Here is a 16,305-nt window from a genome sequence, read left to right as displayed (position 1 = left end):
GCACAGTGTTCAATCTGACTGACAAGGCTCTTCGGATCAGTTCCAAGCATGGGAAATAGAGCAGTTTCGAAGAGCTACTCAGGAGGAACAGGGGAGAGTACAGACAACCCGATATGGAGGTCAGGTGTTCTTATGAGCGTCCGTTTAGACCGATAAACGTGCCACCAGTGAAGTCCTTTGCAGCCCGGTCATCAAACGGAGTCCGTATAACGACTGCTCTGGGATACGGCCTTATTAACGTGGTAGCTCGGACCATGAAAAACGGACAGGCTATCTCTGCCCGTCCGTCTTTACGGAAGCAATCTCCGCTTATTTGATGTTGCTGTTGATTTCGGAAACGGCCTTGTCCAGAATCTGAGAGTAGTTCTGGTTGGGTTTCTGTACGCTCTGGGCGATGGCGGCGCTCCAGGGTCCCCAGACACTGCCCATTTCGACGATGTTGGGCATAGGCGTGCCCATGCTGATGGTCTTGCCGAAGCCGGAGACCACAGGATCGGCCTTCAGCTTGGTGCGGGCGCTGAGGCTTACGGGGATGCGGCCACCGGCCTGATTGAAGGTGACCTGCGCGGTGCTGGAAGAAATCTGCTTGGCAAATTGCGCGGCAGCGGTTTTCTGCTTGCCGTAAGCGTTGATCATGGTGCCCTGCACGCCGACGAAGGGGCTCCACTTGCCACTGGCACCGGGAGGGGTGGGGAAGGCAGCAATACCGTAGTCGATGCCTGCCTTCTTGATGTCACCGATGTCCCAGGGACCGGTGAGCAGCATGGCGAGGCGTCCGTCTACAAACGCACTCTTGGCCGCGCCGCCGTCCACGCCTTCGGGCACGAGGTTGTACTTGTAGCGCAGGTCGTTCAGGAACGCGCTGGCTTTTTCGGCTCCAGCATTGGCGAGGCCGATATCTTTGGGATTCAGGGTGCCGCCCGTGTTTTTGAACACGTAACCACCGTACGCACTGACCACGCCGTAGTTCATGTAGGCGTTGCTCAGGTCGGCCAGGAAGCCGAACTTACCGTTACCGGTGTTCTTCTGGGCTGCCGACAGGAAAGCGCTCCAGGTGGTGGGCGCGTTGGGAATCAGTTTTTTGTTGTACACCAACGCCACGCTTTCAGCGAACATGGGCAGGCCGAACAGTTTGCCCTTGTAGGTCATGGCCGTCAGCGCAGTCTTGTCGAAGTCGGTGCGGCTGGTGACGTACTTGTCCATCGGCTCGACGACGCCCGCAGCGGCCAGCTGGCCCAGGCGATCCTGCGGCAACGTGACGACCACATCAGGACCCTGACCCTTGGGCGCACTCTGAATGAACTTGTCGGGGATGTTGTCGAATGGCACGCTGACCAGTGAAACCTGGGTGCCAGTCTTCTTGGTGAAGTCGGCAGCCTGAGACTTCAGCCAGGCCAACTCGGGACCACCGAAGTGAGTCCAGACCGTCAGGGTAGCGGCGCTCGCCTGAGAGGTGATGGCGCTGCCCAACAGGGCCAGAGACAGGATGGTTAAAGCTTTTTTCATAATACTCCTTGGGTAGATCGGCGGTGAACCGCTTCCAGTAAAACCATACGGAGAAACCATTGAACAGAGCCGCCGCTTTTAGAGTGCTTTAGGAGCACCATTCATCCTGCCAGTTGCGGGACGTTTTGTACGCGAGCCGAATGCTCACGCAGCGTTGGAGGAGAATGAACGGGGATGTTCGGCCATCATTATAGGTCTCTCTGTACCGCTTGACAAGAAGATTTCCTGACCCAGAGTTAGTCTTTATTTCACGCTGTCATCAGACAAAACAGTTTTTGTTGGAGTCGATACAATTTTACGTTTCGGTAAAAATCGCGCCGCCTCTCAATGGCCAGGAGACCATTCCGGACCTGCTCTCCACTCCATTTCGCCGTATGCTGGCCGGATGATTCGTTCCCGCCGTCCCCAACCCAGCAAGGCGAGTGCTGAGAATTCCAGACCAGAGACTGATTCCGCCTCAGCCTCGGCGTCCCGTTCAGAGAAATTCCGCCCGCGCCCCGAACAGGCCAACCCCGCCCGTGAATTGGCTGTGCGGGTGCTGCTGCGCGTGCTGGCTGGAGAAGCTTACGCCGCCTCTGCGCTGGATTCGGCCCTGCAGGCGGCCAGGTTGCCCGGACGCGATTCCGGCCTCGCCACCCATATCGTGTACGGCTCGCTGCGTTATGCGCCCCTGCTTCAAAGCCTGCTGACCCCGATGCTGTCAGAAGAGACGCATCCCAAAGTGCGGGCCTTGCTGCTGGCCGGAGCCTTTGAAAAACTGATCCTGGGCACGCCCGCGCACGCTGTGGTCAGTGAATACGTGAATCTGGCGCGGGCCGCCCGCTTTGCCCCGCCTGCCCTTGTGAACGCCGTACTGCGCCGCGTGGCCCTTCCGCCCGAAACCGAGGAAACGCGCACCGCCCTTCCCGCATGGCTGATTGATGTGTACCGCGCCGCTTACGGCGACCATGCACCAGTTGTTATGGCCGATCTGCTGACCCCCCAACCCCTCTGGCTCAGCCTGTCGGAAGCGGGGGAGAGGCTGCTGGAAGAGGAAGGCAGCGAGGTTTTCCCCGGTCCCAACAGTGTGCGGCGCGTGGCGTTGGCCCGCCCGCTTCGGGAATCGGCGGCCTATGTGCAGGGCGAGGCGCAGCCCATCAACCCGGCCAGCCTTGCCTGTGTGGACGCACTGGGCGACGTATCGAGCATGCCGGTGCTGGATCTGGCGGGCGGCATGGGCATCAAGGCAGCGATGCTGGCTGCCCGTGGAGCCGATGTGACCAGCGTAGATGTGATGCCGCACAAGCACGACGCAGCCCGCACCAATCTGGAACGCCTCGGCTTACGCGCCAAGTTCATCACGCACGATCTGACCATGCCACTGGATGTACTGTCCGCGCCTCTGGTGCTGCTGGACGCCCCCTGCACCGGCAGCGGTACGCTCCGTTCCCACCCTGAAATTAAGCTGCGTCTGACCCCGCAGGCCGTGACCCAGATGGCAGCCCTGCAAGCCCGGATGCTGCCCCATGCCGCCGCTGCTGTAGAACCGGGCGGCGTGCTGGTGTACTCGGTGTGTTCGGTGATGCCGCAAGAAGGGCGTGAGGTAATTGGCGCATTTTTGGACGCCCACCCGGAATTTGTGCCTGAGCCTGTGCCCGACTTGCGCCTGCCCACCGTGCCCGCCGGAGCAGGCGTGCTGACTGTGCCCGAAGACGGTATAGACGGCTTTTTCATTGCCCGGTTGCGCCGCCTGAGCTGAGTTCCGTATTACACTGCCCGTATGTCTTCCAAGCGCAGCCTGATCACTCTTGCCCTCATGCTGTGCGTCTCTCTGCCTGCACAGGCACAGACTCCAGCCAACTGTGCGCTTGCCAACGTCGTAGATTCGGCCAGCTACGATCTGCTGACCATCGCGGTCTGGAGCGAGGCCGATCAGGACAATGCCAGCGCAAACTGGGCCGACTGCCGCGCCGCCAAACTGAACAAAGACTTGGCAACACAGCCCCAGTTGAGGGCCAGATTACAGACCCTCCGCAAGCAGTACCGCGAATTGCGGGCCATAGAGGGCGAACTGGCCGGAATTCGGGCGGGTGGCGGCACGATGTATTTTCACGCCGTGCCGCGTATGTATCCGGGCCTGGAGGAACAACTGAGCAGCCTTGGGGCGCTGGCCCGCAGTGCTCTGGGCGCACCCACAAGCCAGCAGTACGCCCGCACCATCGCGCAGGCCAGAGCCGACCACGCCAACTTCCTGAAGCTCCAGCGGGCCTATAAACCCGGCCCCGACGAAGACTATGTGCAGCTTGACCCCAAAAAGTGGGCCGCCACCCTCAACCGCTACGAAACGCTGGGCAAGGCCATCATGCTCACGCTGGGGGGGCGCAACGACGCGGCCACGGCGCTGGGCTACAGCATCCTGACCCAGTTCACCTTCTCCGCCGATTCGGGTGAATTTACGAACTGAACGGCAACCGACAGCCCGTGCACGCGCTGTAGACATGAGCGTGCACGGGCTTCCAGTTATTCAGCGGTTTTGGCAGGGAAGACCCCAACGGGCAATATTCGTCCAGAAGTAATCTAAGACCAAGCCTGTATTAGCCCTGCTTGCCTTCAGTTTCCAGCCCCAGCGCGGCGTCGAGGGCCACCTCGATCATGCCGTTGAAGGTCAACTGGCGCTCTTCGGCGGTGGTTTCTTCCTGTGTAATCAGGTGGTCGCTGATGGTCAGGATGGTCAGCGCCCGCACGCCGTGTTTGGCGGCCAGCGTGTACAGTCCGGCGGCCTCCATTTCTACGGCCAGCACGCCAAAGTCGGCCCACTGCTGAAACTGCTGGAATTCGTCCTGATAAAAGGTATCGCTGCTCATGATGTTGCCGACGTGGGTGGAGAATCCGCGTTCCTGCGCGATCTGGTAGGCCCGCAGCAGCAAGCTGAAATCCGCGATGGGCGCAAAGTTCTTGGCCCCGAAGCGGATGTTGTTGATGTTGGAATCGGTGCAGGCGGCCTGAGCCAACACCAGATCACGCACATGCACATGCGGCTGATAGCTGCCCGCCGTGCCCACCCGGATCAGGTTTTTGCAACCGTAGCCGGTGATCAGTTCGTGGACGTAGATCATGGAACTGGCAATGCCCATGCCGGTGCCCTGCACGCTGACGCGCTGGCCTTTGTAGGTTCCGGTATAGCCCAACATGCCGCGCACGGTGTTGTGCTGCACGGGGTTTTCAAAAAAAGTTTCGGCAATATGCTGGGCACGCAGCGGGTCGCCGGGAAGCAGGACGGTTTCGGCAATTTGGCCGGGTTGGGCGTTCAGGTGAAGACTCATCGGGCCTAGCCTACCAAGTTTGGCGGGCGTACCTTCAAAGTACTTAGCCGTCTACCCATTCCTGCGCCAGCCAGTGCGCGTACGGCAATTCTCGGCTCAGGATGCCGCGCTGCACCTGTGCCACGTCGTAGGCGACCCGGTGAAAGGTGGGATGCCAGCCCGACGCCGTGCGCTCCAGAATGAGGTATTCGGCCCGCGCCAGATTCACGTAGCGATCTCCGCGCCGCTCGAAGGGCAGACCGACACTGCCGGGATTCAGCAGCGCCCAGCCTTCAAACTGGCGGTGCAACGGCTGATGCGTATGCCCGCCGACCCACACCGCCTGTTGTCCGAATTCGGCCCGCAGTTCGTCTAGCCGTGCCGTTGGCGTCTGGGCCGTCAATTCTTCGTTGTCTCGCTCTGGGCTGCCGTGAAAACACAGCAGGTTGGGCCATTCGGTGCGGGCGGTGTAGGTCTGTAACAGTTGCGATTCAGCGTGGCCCAGTTGTGTTCTGACCCACTTGTCTATGTCATGCAGTTGTTCTTCATCTGGAAAACCACGCGGGGCAAAGGGTTGGGGAGGTTCCAGCAGCATTCTGTCAGCATTGCCGCGTACCACAGGGCAGCCCAGCGCCGCGATCCGCACAATGCATTCGGCGGGCCACGCGCCGCCCATCGCCATATCGCCCAAACAGAGGTAAGCCTCCGCACCTTGCCGCGCCATATCGCTCAGCGCTGCTGTTAGGGCAGGCAAGTTGCCGTGAACGTCGCCAAAAACGGCTACCTTGAAGCCTTGTTGCATAAATCAGTTTAAGTGTCCACCAAAGCGGAAGTTAGCTGAATTACCTGTACGCTAACAGAAATGACCACCCCGTTTATATCGCCCAACACTTTGGCCGCTCCTGCCGAAGCCACCGTCCAGCGCGTGGGTACCATCGAATTGTTTTTCGACCTCGTGTTCGTCTTTGCCCTCACACAGTTGACCAGTTTGGTGGCGCACCCGCACGACTTCGCCGCCTATGCCAAGGCCCTGCTGGTTTTCATGACCCTGATGTGGATTTATGACGGTTATGTGTGGCTGGGGGGCAACGTCGAGTTCGGTGGAGACAGCCGCCGCCGCCTGATTTTTGTGGCGATGGCGGGCTTTTTTGTGATGGCCCTGAGTATTCCCACGGTCTTTGATGCCGGGGGATTGCCTTATGCATTGGGTCTGCTGACCGTGACCGCCATTCATGCCTTCCTGTTCAACACAGCCCAAAACAGCAGTGCGCGGGCCATCTGGCGCATTGCTCCCTACAATTTCGGCTCGGCTTTGCTGGTGCTGGCCGCCGCATTCGTGCGCCCGCCCTACGATTGGCCCCTGTGGGTGGCCGCCGTCACCACGCTGCTGGTCAGTACTTTCTTTTCACGTCGCCGTCAGTTTCAGCTCAGCCCCCGGCATTTTGTGGAGCGGCACGGCCTTTTGATCATCATTGCGCTGGGAGAAAGCATCGTGGCGGTGGGCGGCGGCGTGGGCGTGTCGGCCCTCTCTGGCCCGCTGCTGACTTACGGTGTGCTGGCCCTGATGCTATCGGCCCTGTTGTGGTGGACCTATTTTCACCGTGACGATGCCCGCGCCGAACACATCTTTTTGCACGCCGATGCCGCAGCGCGGGCGCGAATGGCTATTCTGGGCTATGGCTACGGCCACTTTGCCATGATCTGCGGCATCATCCTGATCGCGGCGGGCCTGAAAGTTGGGGTGGCCCATCCCACCGGGCATCCAGACGCCATCGGGATTTGGAATCTGACCTTTGGGATCGGGCTGTACCTGCTGGGCGACGTGATCTACCGCCGCATTCTGGGCATCGGCCCCGGCTGGGTGCGCCTGAGTCTGGCCGCCGTGCTGCTCCTGACCATTCCGTTGGGTCTGAGTTACGGAGCGCTGCCACATCTGCTGGTCTGCGTGTTGTTATTGACGTCGCTCCTGTGGGTCGAGGCGGCGCGTGATCCATCGGACGGCTGAGCTGGTGCGCCCATAGCCTCTGTCACAGCTAAACGATTGATATAGCCGCTTCCTCCAGACTGGGGAGTACTGTTGCCTGTCAGGCCGCACTTCTCGTTCCTCTGTCTCCAAAGGAGTCCCCATGACCCAGCTTTCTTCCGGTCAACTGCCTTCCCGCCAACTTGGTGCCCTCCGCGTCTCTGCCCTCGGCCTCGGCTGCATGGGCATGAGCGAGTTTTACGGCAGCACCGATGAGGCCGAAAACATCCGCACGCTAGACCGCGCTCTGGAACTGGGCGTCACTTTTTACGATACCGCCGATATGTACGGCCCCTTTACCAACGAAGAACTGTTGGGCCGCTGGCTGGCCGGAAAGCGTGAGCAGGTGGTACTGGCAACCAAATTCGGGATTCAGCGCGACCCAGCCAGCCAGACACGCGGCATCAGCGGCAAGCCGGAATATGTGCAGCAGGCCGCCGAAGCTAGCCTCAAGCGCCTGAACACCGACCATATCGACCTGTATTACCTGCATCGGGTAGACCCCACCACCCCCATCGAAGACACGGTGGGCGCGATGGCCGACCTGGTGCAGCAGGGCAAGGTGCGTTTTATCGGCCTCTCGGAAGTCAGCGCCGACACCCTGCGCCGCGCCCATGCCGTCCACCCAATTACCGCTGTACAGAGCGAATACAGCCTGTGGACGCGGGATCCCGAACAGAACGGCGTGCTGGACGTGTGCCGTGAACTGGGGATTGGCTTTGTGCCGTACAGCCCACTGGGACGCGGATTTCTGACCGGGCAGATTCAGACGCCCGACGACTTTGCCCCCGACGATTTCCGCCGCCATAGCCCCCGCTTTCAGGGCGAGCACTTCCAGAAGAATCTGGATCTGGTGCGGCATGTGGAGCGCCTGGCGGCCCAGAAAGGCTGCACGCCCTCTCAATTGGCGCTGGCGTGGGTGCTGGCACAGGGTCAAGACCTCGTGCCTATTCCCGGCACCAAGCGCGTGAAGTACCTTGAAGAGAATCTGGGAGCCGTGGACGTGCATCTCAGCGCCGATGATTTGGCCGCTATAGACGCGGTATTTCCAGTCGGTGCGGCCAGTGGTGAGCGGTACGCCGACATGGGAAGCGTCAACCGCTAGGTAAAGCAAAGATAACTGGGCAGAGAAAACAGCAATCAGCCTCATTCTTCGTGTGTTGGACGGAAGAACGAGGCTGATTTTTTGTACTTCAAATTAAACAGGAGTAACTGAGAACGCATACTCGCCCACTCAGACGCTCACCAGCCCCAGCCCGATGCCGCGTGCCACGGCTCCGGCGCGGCTCTGAACGCCCAGTTTGGAATACAGCGCCTGCACATGAAACTTGACGGTGCTCTCGGTCACGCCCAGTTCCCGCGCGGCCCGTTTGTTGCTCAGACCCTCGGCCAGCAGCACCAAGACGTCGTGTTCGCGTGGGGTAAGGGTCACGTCCGAGGGCGGGGCATCTTCGGCTTCAGCTTCGGCCTCGGCTCTCTGAAAGAGTGCGGGCGGCATCACCACCAGGCCCGCCGCCGCGCCCAGGACTCCGGCCAGCAATTCGGCGGGGGTGGCATCGGTGCTCAGGATGGCCCAGCCACCGCCCGTCAGTTCTGGCAGAAGGTTGGCCCACGCCGCCGACCCCAGGGCCACCACTCCTGCGGCTTCGGCCAGAGCGTCGGCCAGCGCCTCCGGGTCGTCCAGCCAGCCATCGTCCACGATCAGCACGTCGCTTTCTCCTGCCGGAAAGGTCAGACCTGCGGCGGCCAACAGGCTTTCTATCCCCGCCCGCAGCATGGCCGAGCGCACCGCGACCCGCACCGAGGGCAGCCGGGGGCTGGACAGGGCAGAGAAGAGGAGGGCCGTGGGCGGGGTCATGGCTGATGCTACGCGCTGGGGCAAGGGTTTAGCGTTCTCCGACCAGGACAGCTAGATCAGTTTCCTGGCCGCCGCGCAGCACGCGTACCGTCAGGGTTTCCCCGGCCCGCTCGCGCACCCGCTCCAGCAACTCTCCGGGGTGGCGCACGCTGTGGCCGTCCAGCGCCAGCAGCACGTCACCGACCAACAGTCCGGCAGTGGCGGCGGGGCTGCCTGCTTCGACCTGCACCACCGTCAAACCGACCCGGCCCCCGCCCCGACCAAAACCGTTGGGGCCACGCTGAGGGCCACCCCAACCGGGGCCGCCGCGTCCATTCCAGCCGCCGTTCCAGCCGCGCCCGTCTCGCCTGCCATCCCACATGGGGCCGCCGCGCTCGCCTCGCCCGCTTCCCTGACGTGGGCCGGGGCCTCCGCGCCCACCGCGTTCTTTGGCTGCGGGCTCTCCGGCGTTGGGTTCGCTGGCTGCTTCGGCCTGTGCCTGTTGTTTTTCTGGCTCTCCTTCAGGCCGTTCTTCTGGAAAGTGAACCGGCTGCGTGGCGAGGCCCAGATACCCGCGAGGCACGCGCCCCGCCGTGTTCAGCAGGTCAGCGACCCGCAGGGCACGGGCAGCGGGTACGGCCAGCAGGGTGCCCCGGCTCACGCCAGCATTCAAAATGCCTACCAAACCGCCGCGTGCGTCTACCAAAGCTCCGCCCGTCACGCCCCGGAAGGGAGCGGCTCCAGCGTCCAGCCAGCCGCGCATCGGCCCACGCTCGGGCGGGGCGGCGCGTTCCATCAGGCCCAGCGTGACCTGTAAGCCGTGCATGGGGCGGCCCACGGCCAGCAGCAATTCTCCTACCCGTACTCCGCCGCTGACGGTCATGGCGGGCAGATTCAGCCCTTCTACCCGCAGCAGGGCCAGATCGGTGGAGGGGTCACGGCCCGCAACTGTGGCGCTGAGTTCCCGTCCGTCTGCCGTGCGTACCTTCACTTCATCGCCGTGCAGCACATGGGCCGCTGTCAGCACCTGTCCATCGGCTACCACGGTGCCACTCACGGTTGCGGGGCCTCCGGTCAGTACCGTCACTACATATTGTCCCGCCGTTTGCGCGGCGTCCGCTAAGCTCTCCGAAATCTTACTCATGTCGTCTGTGTTCGTCATGCCCATAGAATGCGTCCAGCAGGCCAAATCCGCGCCGGGTGAATGGAGGGGGCCGCAGCCTGTCCGAACGGCTAGGGTGTGGCAGTCTGCAAAAAGTCGGCCCGCCCCAGCAGATAGCACACCACCTCCACCCATTCGCCCCGGTAGAGTTCCGGTTCTGCCCGCCCCACTTCTGCAAACCCCAGCCCCAGCATCAGCCGATGTGAACGTAGATTCGGCGCGTGAACCTGCGCGGTGACGGTGTCGAGGTCAAGGGGGCCAAACGCCTGAGACAGCAGCAAGCGGCACGCCCTGGCTGCCAGCCCGCGCCCCCACTGCGCCCGCTCGCCTATCGCCACGCCGAGTTCTGCGGTGTGCGCCTGCCTGTGGGCAAGGTCCACGTAGCCCAGCAATTGCCCATTTTCCTCCACGCCCAGCCGTAAAAAATCCGGCCCGCTGCCCGCGATGATGCGCCGCCAGTGCGCCCGCACCACACGCGGGGCAAGGTGAGGAGTCCAGTCTGCGGCAAGGCAGAATTCCGGGTCGGCAGCCCAGGGCACGGCGGCCTCTTCGTCGCCGGGTCGCAGCGGGCGCAGGGTCAGAGACATGCCCGCAGGATAGGCTGAATTCAGTGTCCACCTTCCCGCACCCCTACCGCGCATTCACGGCCTTTCTGGGTGCGTCGTTTGGCGCTGGGCCGCCGCCCCGCCGTCAGTTCCTGCCCGCTGAATTTCGTGAAACCCTGTTGGCCGGAGCGGGGGAGAGGTTGCCCCTCCACGCTGCCTCCATCTTGGAGTGGGCCTTGGCCGAGCGCGTTCACGACGCCGAATATCTGCGGCGCTGGCAGGCCGGAGAGGTCTCGCGGGCCGAAGAACGGGCGCTAGGGTTCGCCTGGTCGCCCGCCGTCGTGGAGCGCGGCCTCGCCAGCAGCGGCGCAACCCTGGCCGCCACACAGGACGCTCTGGCACTGGGCCTCGGCATCAATCTGGGCGGCGGCACGCACCACGCCTACCGCGCTCATGCCGAGGGGTTTTCCTTCCTCAACGACGTGGCAATCAGCGCCCAGTGGCTTCTGGATGAAGGCCGGGCCACACGAATTGCCATCATCGATCTGGACGTGCATCAGGGCAACGGCACAGCTTCCATTTTTGCCGCCGAATCCCGCGTCTTCACCGTCAGCGTGCACGGGGCCAACAATTACCCTTTTCAGAAGGAAGTCGGCGGGCTGGATGTGGCCCTGCCCGATGGCACGGATGACGCGGCTTATCTGGCGGCGTTGCAAGACCCGGTTTTTTCTGCGCTGCACGCCTTCGCCCCCGATTTCGTCTTCTACCTCGCTGGGGCCGACGTGCTGGAAGGCGATCAGTTGGGCCGCCTCGCTCTCACGCCCGCCGGGGTGCGTGAACGGGATAACCGGGTCTGTCATTGGGCGGCCCTGCGCGGCCTTCCGCTGGCCCTCGTGATGGCGGGCGGCTACAACAAAAGCCCCCAAACGCTGATCGCGGCGCGGTTGGGGACGTTGGAGGCGGCTTTGGAGGCAGCGGGTCTAAGGGTCTAAGGGTCTGGGGCCACTTCGCTAAACCTCAGACCCTTGAATCTCTTGAGTCTATGAAAAGCCCTTGAAGCCTCTTCCTACTTCACCACGAAGTCGATTTCCACCACTGCCGTCACGTCTTTTTCCAGCGCTGTGGTGTCGTAACTGCCCGTGTCTTCCACGCTGGTCTCAAAGCGGGGCGTGATCTGGAACACACCCACGCGGGCATTCTTCACGGCCCCGATGGAGTTTCCGGCACTCTGAGCGATGGCCTGGGCACGGCGTTGGGCGTCTTTGCTGGCTTCTTCCAGCAGTTGCACGCGTACGTCACTCAGTTTGGTGTAGAGGTACTGCACGTCGCCGCTCTCGATACTGACGCCGCCTGTGCTGGCATCCACGAAAGCGGCGGTGGCCGCGCCCACAGCGGCTTGCAGCTTGGCAATGTTGCCCGACTGCACGCGGTAGGTCTGACTGACCACGTAGCGAGTGCGCTGCACTTCGGCGTTCTCGCCGTTCACGTCCTCAATCACTGTGTAGTTCTGCGGCCCGGCGTTCACCGGCTCGCGCCTCAGTTCCGAACCCGAAAACGCTTGCGCCTTCAAGAATGCTTCGATGGCTGGTTGCGCCCCCTGAAAGGCCCGGTATGCGTTTTGCAAATTGGTGTCGTCGCTGCTGCGAACAGTAAACGTCCACCCGGCCAGATCGCTGGTGATGTTGCGTTTGGCACTGCCCGTCACGTTGATCACGTCGCTGGCATTTTTCACGTCGGCCAGACCCCGCACGACCACAAATCCAGTGGCGAAAAAGGCGACGGAAGCGATGGCGGTGGCAATAATGGCGCTGGGTAGGCGCACCGAGGGGGTCATGATTCACGGTAACATTTCCCTCAGTTGGGCGCATCATCCAAAAGAGTTGGGGCTGTGGAGAAACAGGTCGGAGCGCAGGCCGTGGCATAACGAAGGCTGTTTGGTGGGGCGCGGGAAGAGGTCTGTCAACATCGATAAAAGCCAGAAAGACGACCAGGCTCGCGTGTCTCGTACCTTCAAAGGGATCAGGCCAGTTTATTTAAACAGAGGCCAGTCTCTTTCTTTGAGGGTCACTTCGTTCCATTTGGGGTGCATTCCTTCGGTTTCTTGCAATGTGCTGAGCTTGGAAAGGGCGCACTTCTGGTAGGCCAGCAGCGGCAGTCTGCGTTCGGGGGTCTTGAGATTACGCGTGATCAGGAGACGTTGCACGCTGTAGGTACTGATCGCCGCGCCGAATTTTGGGTAGAGCAGCCGCGCAGGGCGGTAAAATCCGTTCAGCACGCCTTGAGGGATATCGAGTGGTGCGAGAGTGAATACAGCGGGGTTCAGGGTATTGATCCAATCGGCAGGCTGGCCGACCACCGCGAGAACGGCGTCCACTTGCCCCGCGTTCAATGCGGCGAGGGAGGCTGCACGGTCATTTAAGGGCACGACGGTGTAGGCGTTGTTGGCTTTGGCTTTCAAAATTTGGGCGGTTACGACACTGCCACCCCACGCGCCGACCCGTTTCCCCTTCAGGCCACTGAAAGCGGTGACGCCCTTGATCCGGCCAAAGACGTCTCTGGTGGGGCGCTTGACGATCAGGTGAATCTCGTCGAAATTGAGCGGCAGCAGCACCCGCAGGTCTTTGGCACGCGGATCCTGGTCGATCTGATCGCGGGCCTTGAGCACATCGAGCTGAACGAACGCTAGGGCCACCTTATTTTCCATCAGCAGTTGAATGTTTTCTATGCTGCCCGAGGTTTGCCGTTGCCGCAGCAGGGCCGCCGAGGTGCACACGCGCCCGAGATCACGGAACATATCCGCAGCCGTCGAGCCGTTGGGACTGGTGGCTACGTTCATGACATTCGGGGTGGATTGCGTTTGGCCGCCTGATCCGAGGGCCAACAGGATGAGGGCGAAGCTGGTCGCTTGGGCACGGTTGAATCGTGGGGTGAGGTTCATGGCGTCTCCCAAAGCGGTAAATCAAGCTGTCAATGAGGGGCTTCATGGCGTTCAGAGCCGCAGCTCTTGGCTGTCCGGCTGGTTTTAGAAGATCAGGCATTGTTCAGCGGTGTGTCAGCCGGTGGACACTTCAGGGCCGGGTCGTGTCAGCTCAACTGAATGGAGCAGCCAGCGGTGGTGTGAAAGCAGCGGGCGGGCGCGGTATACTGGGCGTATGACGCGCCGCCTAACGCCAACCTAGCGTGAGTTGAAGGCGTGAACCATCCGATCATCTCTACGTTTCAAGATTCGGGCCACTGTAACAGGCCCGCAGGAGTTGCTATGACCAGTCTTCCCACCCAGCCCGACGTGCAGGACGGGGCCGCCGTACCCGAACAGATCACTGAATCCATTGTGGCCGAACCCACCGCCATAGAGAAGGCCGCTGCTCTGGCCGACAAAACCCTGACCACCGAGATTGCCCGCCGCCGCACTTTCGCCATCATTTCTCACCCCGACGCAGGCAAGACCACGATTACCGAAAAACTGTTGCTGTACGGAGGCGCGATTCTGGAAGCGGGCAGCGTGACCGCCAAAGAAGGCCGCTCTCATACCAAGTCCGACTGGATGAGCATCGAGCAGCAGCGCGGAATTTCTATTTCCAGTTCAGCCCTGACCTTCGAGTTTTCGGGGCGGCACATCAATCTGCTGGACACCCCCGGACACCAGGATTTCAGCGAGGATACCTACCGCACCCTGACCGCCGCCGACAGCGCCCTGATGGTGCTGGACGCGGCGCGTGGAGTGCAGACGCAGACCGAAAAGCTGTTCGCGGTGTGCCGCAACCGGGGCATTCCCATCCTGACCTTTGTGAACAAGATGGACCGCCCTGCCCAGGACCCCTTTGAACTCTTGGAGCAGATCGAGAACATTCTGAAAATTACGGTGGTTCCGCTGACCTGGCCGATTGGCGACGGCCCCGACTTTAAGGGCGTGTATGACCTGCAAACCAGGCAGGTGCTGGCCTTCGAGCGCACGGCGGGCGGCAAGCAGCGTGCGCCTATGCAGACGGCGGGGTTGGACGACCCCAAACTGGTGGGTCTCGTGGGTGCGGATCTGGCCGCCAAACTGCGCCACGACGTGGAACTTATCACCGCCGCTCTCCCCGAATTCGACGCCGACGAGTTCCTGAGCGGTGAGCTGACCCCTGTGTTTTTCGGCAGTGCCATGAACAATTTCGGCATTGAGCACTTCCTGAGCAACTTCGTGGAACTCGCCCCGCCTCCCGGCCCCACCGAAACCAATCTGGGCGAGCGCGAGCCGGAAGCGCCGTTTGCCGGATTCATCTTCAAATTGCAGGCTAACATGAGCAAGCAGCACCGTGATCGCACGGCTTTCATGCGTGTCATCAGCGGGCATTTCGAGCGGGGCATGGACGTGACCCACACCCGCACCGGGCGCAAGCTGCGGCTCTCGCAGGCGCATACGCTGTTTGCCCAAGACCGCGAAAAGGTGGAAGATGCCTACCCCGGCGACATCGTGGGACTGGTCAACCCCGGTGTCTTCCAGATCGGAGACGTGATCAGCGTGAACGGCAAGGTCCTGCTGCCCAGCTTTCCGCGCTTTACGCCCGAAACCTTCGCCACCATCGGCCTGCGCGATGTGGGCAAGCGCAAAGCCTTTATGAAGGGCCTGCAACAACTGGCCGAAGAAGGCGTGGTGCAAGTGTTCTATCCCACGGACGGCGCACGCGATCCTTACCTTGGTGCAGTGGGGCCGCTCCAATTCGAGGTCTTCCAGGCCCGCCTGCTGGAAGAATACGGTGTAGACGTAGAAATGAACGTCACGTCCTATCAGCTCGTGCGCTGGCTGGCAGGCGACGCGGGTTCGGTGGCCCGCTTTGCCCGCCACGTCGAGGACGATCAGGGCCGCCCGGTGATGCTGTTCCGCTCCAAGTACGACCTCAGCTATACGCAGGAGCAGCATCCCGAAATTGAATTCCTGCCCTTGCCCAAAGACCTGACGCGGGTTTAAAGCCGCCGTCTTGATCCACGGGCCTAGTACAGCGTTCAATTAATACGAATGGTTTCGTATTGGCGTCCAAGGGTTCGTCGGGCGGCCTGAGTCGAGAACTGCCAGTTGAGCGTGATGGCCGCGCGTGAACGCGCGGCGACCCACGCCTCGACTTCGTTCCGAAGTCGTTCCAGCGAAGGAATCCGCCGCTGTAAACACTGCCGCTGAAGAACGCTGAATTCCAACTCCGCCATGTTGAGCCAAGAGGCGTGTTTCGGCGTGTAGATCCACTCGAATCGGCCCACCAATCGGTGGGCCTGGTCTGGCGGCATCCACTTATAGAAACTCCCCCCATGATGGGTATTGAGGTTGTCCTGCACCAGCGTAATCTGAACCGCCTCTGGATAGGCCTGTTCCAGCTCCTGCATAAATGCCGTGTACTCCTCGGCCGTTCGTCGGGCACATACCTTGACGAACCGTCGACCCGTTCGGGGTTCAACCGCGAGCAGCACCGCGCCGCTCCCGAACCGTTCGTATTCATAGTCCTGCTTGGCGACTCGTCCCGGTTCCATCGGAACCGGGGCCCGGGTATCGCCGATCAGGAAACAGGGCTGCTCATCGAAGCACAACACCGGCAAGCGTTCATCGTCGGGCCGGGCATACACGTCGAGGACACGCTCCATCTCGCACAAGAACTTTGCGGTCAGCTGCGCGATGCACCACTGCCTTTTGCGGTGCGGCTGGACCGCGTTTTTTTCAGAATGTAAAAGACGGTGGACGGCGCAATGCCGTCCACCACGTTCAATTCCACCGCTTTTTCAGCCAGCAGGCGAATACTCCACTGGGCATGGCCTGTCGGAGCCTCACTGCACGCGAGGGCCGTGATCGCTGCCCGATCCTGGCCCGTAAACTTCGCGGGTCGGCCGGTATGCGGGGCATCATAGAGCGCCGCGTCCAGCCCGCCGAGCACGAAGTGTTTTCGGATCGACTGCGCCATCTGCACACTGATCCCCAGGGCTTC

General features: G+C 61.7%; 16 protein-coding genes. 6 read left to right on the top strand and 10 right to left on the bottom strand.

The window, feature by feature from the left end; translation table 11 throughout:
- Positions 1-309: 309 nt before the first annotated feature.
- A complete protein-coding gene (locus F561_RS0110105; protein WP_019009845.1) occupies positions 310-1,506 on the bottom strand; it encodes a sugar ABC transporter substrate-binding protein in 1,197 nt (398 codons plus the stop codon).
- A gap of 385 nt (positions 1,507-1,891) precedes the next feature.
- Here F561_RS0110105 and F561_RS0110100 point away from each other — a divergent pair, with 385 nt between their 5' ends.
- Positions 1,892-3,244, top strand: coding sequence for an RsmB/NOP family class I SAM-dependent RNA methyltransferase (locus tag F561_RS0110100; RefSeq protein ID WP_019009844.1), 1,353 nt, complete (start codon positions 1,892-1,894; stop codon positions 3,242-3,244).
- 21 nt (positions 3,245-3,265) lie between these two features.
- Positions 3,266-3,949 (top strand): hypothetical protein, encoded by a 684-nt coding sequence (locus F561_RS0110095; RefSeq protein WP_019009843.1) that lies wholly within the window; start codon positions 3,266-3,268, stop codon positions 3,947-3,949.
- A 130-nt stretch (positions 3,950-4,079) separates the two neighbouring features.
- Here F561_RS0110095 and deoD read toward each other — a convergent pair whose 3' ends face one another.
- Together deoD and F561_RS0110085 are read right to left on the bottom strand one after the other, a co-directional pair.
- On the bottom strand, positions 4,080-4,808 hold the full coding sequence (gene deoD / locus F561_RS0110090; RefSeq protein ID WP_019009842.1) for a purine-nucleoside phosphorylase: 729 nt from the start codon (positions 4,806-4,808) through the stop codon (positions 4,080-4,082).
- Positions 4,809-4,851: 43 nt separating this feature from the next.
- Positions 4,852-5,589, bottom strand: a complete 738-nt coding sequence (locus F561_RS0110085; protein ID WP_019009841.1) for a metallophosphoesterase family protein — start codon at positions 5,587-5,589, stop codon at positions 4,852-4,854.
- Between the two features lie 60 nt (positions 5,590-5,649).
- Between F561_RS0110085 and F561_RS0110080 the strand changes: the two genes are divergently transcribed.
- Together F561_RS0110080 and F561_RS0110075 are read left to right on the top strand one after the other, a co-directional pair.
- A complete protein-coding gene (locus tag F561_RS0110080; RefSeq protein WP_019009840.1) occupies positions 5,650-6,792 on the top strand; it encodes a low temperature requirement protein A in 1,143 nt (380 codons plus the stop codon).
- 121 nt (positions 6,793-6,913) lie between these two features.
- On the top strand, positions 6,914-7,915 hold the full coding sequence (locus F561_RS0110075; protein ID WP_051096880.1) for an aldo/keto reductase: 1,002 nt from the start codon (positions 6,914-6,916) through the stop codon (positions 7,913-7,915).
- A gap of 129 nt (positions 7,916-8,044) precedes the next feature.
- Here the strand turns inward: F561_RS0110075 and F561_RS0110070 are convergent, their stop codons facing one another.
- The 3 genes from F561_RS0110070 to F561_RS0110060 all read right to left on the bottom strand — a co-directional run bounded on the left by F561_RS0110070 (position 8,045) and on the right by F561_RS0110060 (position 10,396).
- Entirely contained in the window at positions 8,045-8,668 is a 624-nt protein-coding gene (locus F561_RS0110070; protein WP_019009838.1) for a response regulator transcription factor, read from the bottom strand.
- Positions 8,669-8,696: 28 nt separating this feature from the next.
- A complete protein-coding gene (locus tag F561_RS0110065) occupies positions 8,697-9,809 on the bottom strand; it encodes a S1C family serine protease (RefSeq protein ID WP_245556486.1) in 1,113 nt (370 codons plus the stop codon).
- Positions 9,810-9,880: 71 nt separating this feature from the next.
- Positions 9,881-10,396: a GNAT family N-acetyltransferase gene (locus tag F561_RS0110060; RefSeq protein WP_019009836.1), complete on the bottom strand. Its 516-nt coding sequence runs from the start codon at positions 10,394-10,396 to the stop codon at positions 9,881-9,883.
- Positions 10,397-10,419: 23 nt separating this feature from the next.
- Here F561_RS0110060 and F561_RS0110055 point away from each other — a divergent pair, with 23 nt between their 5' ends.
- A complete protein-coding gene (locus tag F561_RS0110055; protein WP_019009835.1) occupies positions 10,420-11,346 on the top strand; it encodes a histone deacetylase family protein in 927 nt (308 codons plus the stop codon).
- 74 nt (positions 11,347-11,420) lie between these two features.
- Here F561_RS0110055 and F561_RS0110050 read toward each other — a convergent pair whose 3' ends face one another.
- Positions 11,421-12,188, bottom strand: a complete 768-nt coding sequence (locus tag F561_RS0110050) for an SIMPL domain-containing protein (protein ID WP_019009834.1) — start codon at positions 12,186-12,188, stop codon at positions 11,421-11,423.
- Positions 12,189-12,383: 195 nt separating this feature from the next.
- On the bottom strand, positions 12,384-13,292 hold the full coding sequence (locus tag F561_RS0110045) for a TAXI family TRAP transporter solute-binding subunit (protein ID WP_019009833.1): 909 nt from the start codon (positions 13,290-13,292) through the stop codon (positions 12,384-12,386).
- Positions 13,293-13,613: 321 nt separating this feature from the next.
- On the opposite strand from F561_RS0110045, the gene F561_RS0110040 reads away from it, so the two are divergent.
- The gene (locus F561_RS0110040; RefSeq protein ID WP_019009832.1) at positions 13,614-15,305 is read left to right on the top strand and encodes a peptide chain release factor 3; all 1,692 of its coding nucleotides are present in this window, start codon (positions 13,614-13,616) and stop codon (positions 15,303-15,305) included.
- A 35-nt stretch (positions 15,306-15,340) separates the two neighbouring features.
- Here F561_RS0110040 and F561_RS0110035 read toward each other — a convergent pair whose 3' ends face one another.
- Together F561_RS0110035 and F561_RS25225 are read right to left on the bottom strand one after the other, a co-directional pair.
- Positions 15,341-16,090, bottom strand: coding sequence for an IS630 family transposase (locus F561_RS0110035; protein WP_157451743.1), 750 nt, complete (start codon positions 16,088-16,090; stop codon positions 15,341-15,343).
- A partial coding sequence (locus F561_RS25225) for a helix-turn-helix domain-containing protein (protein WP_019009830.1) occupies positions 15,988-16,305 on the bottom strand: 318 nt, incomplete at its 5' end. The genes F561_RS0110035 and F561_RS25225, both read right to left, overlap by 103 nt.

The sequence above is a fragment of the Deinococcus aquatilis DSM 23025 genome (assembly GCF_000378445.1).
GTDB lineage: Bacteria > Deinococcota > Deinococci > Deinococcales > Deinococcaceae > Deinococcus > Deinococcus aquatilis.
The sequence above is the reverse complement of the archived record's forward strand: the minus strand, read 5'-3'. Positions and strand labels throughout refer to the sequence as shown.

Bases quoted from the DNA above. Each gene is read 5' to 3' on its own strand.
- F561_RS0110105 (WP_019009845.1), bottom strand. From the start codon at position 1,506: ATGAAAAAAGCTTTAACCATCCTGTCTCTGGCCCTGTTGGGCAGCGCC.
- F561_RS0110100 (WP_019009844.1), top strand. From the start codon at position 1,892: ATGATTCGTTCCCGCCGTCCCCAACCCAGCAAGGCGAGTGCTGAGAAT.
- F561_RS0110095 (WP_019009843.1), top strand. From the start codon at position 3,266: ATGTCTTCCAAGCGCAGCCTGATCACTCTTGCCCTCATGCTGTGCGTC.
- deoD (WP_019009842.1), bottom strand. From the start codon at position 4,808: ATGAGTCTTCACCTGAACGCCCAACCCGGCCAAATTGCCGAAACCGTC.
- F561_RS0110085 (WP_019009841.1), bottom strand. From the start codon at position 5,589: ATGCAACAAGGCTTCAAGGTAGCCGTTTTTGGCGACGTTCACGGCAAC.
- F561_RS0110080 (WP_019009840.1), top strand. From the start codon at position 5,650: ATGACCACCCCGTTTATATCGCCCAACACTTTGGCCGCTCCTGCCGAA.
- F561_RS0110075 (WP_051096880.1), top strand. From the start codon at position 6,914: ATGACCCAGCTTTCTTCCGGTCAACTGCCTTCCCGCCAACTTGGTGCC.
- F561_RS0110070 (WP_019009838.1), bottom strand. From the start codon at position 8,668: ATGACCCCGCCCACGGCCCTCCTCTTCTCTGCCCTGTCCAGCCCCCGG.
- F561_RS0110065 (WP_245556486.1), bottom strand. From the start codon at position 9,809: ATGACGAACACAGACGACATGAGTAAGATTTCGGAGAGCTTAGCGGAC.
- F561_RS0110060 (WP_019009836.1), bottom strand. From the start codon at position 10,396: ATGTCTCTGACCCTGCGCCCGCTGCGACCCGGCGACGAAGAGGCCGCC.
- F561_RS0110050 (WP_019009834.1), bottom strand. From the start codon at position 12,188: ATGACCCCCTCGGTGCGCCTACCCAGCGCCATTATTGCCACCGCCATC.
- F561_RS0110045 (WP_019009833.1), bottom strand. From the start codon at position 13,292: ATGAACCTCACCCCACGATTCAACCGTGCCCAAGCGACCAGCTTCGCC.
- F561_RS0110040 (WP_019009832.1), top strand. From the start codon at position 13,614: ATGACCAGTCTTCCCACCCAGCCCGACGTGCAGGACGGGGCCGCCGTA.